Origin of the sequence: Geminocystis sp. CENA526 (assembly GCF_050753365.1) — a bacterium.
Classification (GTDB): domain Bacteria; phylum Cyanobacteriota; class Cyanobacteriia; order Cyanobacteriales; family Cyanobacteriaceae; genus Geminocystis.
This window is the reverse complement of sequence record NZ_JBLZFY010000274.1, coordinates 1-1,447: the sequence shown is the minus strand read 5'-3', so window position 1 is coordinate 1,447 and position 1,447 is coordinate 1. Positions and strand designations below refer to the sequence as shown.

The 1,447-nt window shown below is 35.7% G+C and carries 1 protein-coding gene; it reads left to right on the top strand.

Features of this window, described 5'->3' with window-relative positions; all coding sequences use genetic code 11:
- Window positions 1-20: 20 nt before the first annotated feature.
- Complete coding sequence (fbp, locus tag ACN4EE_RS23335) at window positions 21-1,055, top strand: class 1 fructose-bisphosphatase (RefSeq protein WP_431708900.1); 1,035 nt, start codon at window positions 21-23, stop codon at window positions 1,053-1,055.
- Window positions 1,056-1,447: the final 392 nt, after the last annotated feature.

Genomic DNA, 1,447 nt, shown 5'->3' with positions numbered 1-1,447 from the left:
ATACACTATACCTATCAACTATGGATTCATCAGAATTAATCATTCCCGAATATAGTCTCGATCGAGATTGTACCACCTTATCTCGTCATGTTTTGCAACAACTGAACAGTTTTTCCGCCGATGCACAAGATTTGAGTGCCATTATGAATAGAATCGCCTTAGCAGGAAAATTAATCGCTCGTCGTCTCAGTCGTGCTGGTTTAATGGAGGGTGTCTTAGGCTTTACTGGTGACAGTAACATTCAAGGAGAATCCGTCAAAAAAATGGATGTTTACGCCAATGAAGTATTTATTTCTGTGTTTAAACAAAGTGGCTTGGTGTGTCGCCTCGCTTCTGAAGAAATGGATAAGCCCTATTATATTCCTGAAAATTGCCCCATTGGACGTTATACTTTACTTTATGATCCCATTGATGGTTCTTCTAATGTGGATATAGACTTAAATGTTGGCTCAATTTTTGCCATTCGTCAACAGGAAGGCGATGATTTAGACGGAGAAGCGAAAGATTTATTACAAGACGGCTCAAAACAAATCGCCGCAGGATATATTTTATATGGACCTGCCACCGTTTTAGTTTATACTATGGGTACTGGTGTTCACTCTTTCTTTTTAGACCCCAGTTTAGGTGAGTTTATCTTAGCACAGGAAAACATCACAATTCCTGATCATGGTTCAGTATATAGTGTCAATGAGGGTAATTTCTGGCAGTGGGATGACTCTATCCGTAATTATATCCGTTATGTTCATCGTCACGATGGTTATACAGGGCGTTATAGTGGTGCATTAGTAGGGGATATTCACCGTATTTTAATGCAGGGAGGGGTTTTCTTATATCCGGGTACAACGGACAAGCCCGAAGGTAAATTAAGATTATTATATGAAACTGCACCCTTAGCTTTGATTATCGAACAAGCAGGAGGAAAGGCTTATGATAGATTAACGAGAATATTGGATATTGTACCCGATCGAATCCATCATCGAACCCCCGTAATTTTGGGAAGTAAAGAAAATGTGGAGTTAGTACAATCTTTTATTGAACAAAATGATAACATCTAAAGTGAGAGGTTCGATCGAATTTTTAACTCAGAGAATCGACACTTAAATAGAGATTAAGATGGTGTTTTAGTTAGAGAATCTCCTTTAAATAAAATATCGACTATCAAAGAAGAAGTGAGTTTCACCCCAGAATGTTTAAAACAATTTGAAAATATACTAAGGCAATTCAATAATTATCGCATTGTAATTTCTTCTTCTTAGATTGTCACCAATGCGTAAATTGGATTTAATCTTGAATCAGCGATTCTTTTAGCTAAATACTTGAATTATCCCGCTTTTATGTAGAGTATAAATGATAGTTTATTGGGAATTATTAATTTCTATCTGATGAATTTTAATTAAGATTTATTAAAAATTGTTTCCTTTAAAACACAAAGTATTTTCCTTTGATA

What these genes read in the sequence shown, in the direction of transcription:
- fbp (WP_431708900.1), top strand. Translation starts at nt 21, where the DNA reads ATGGATTCATCAGAATTAATCATTCCCGAATATAGTCTCGATCGAGAT.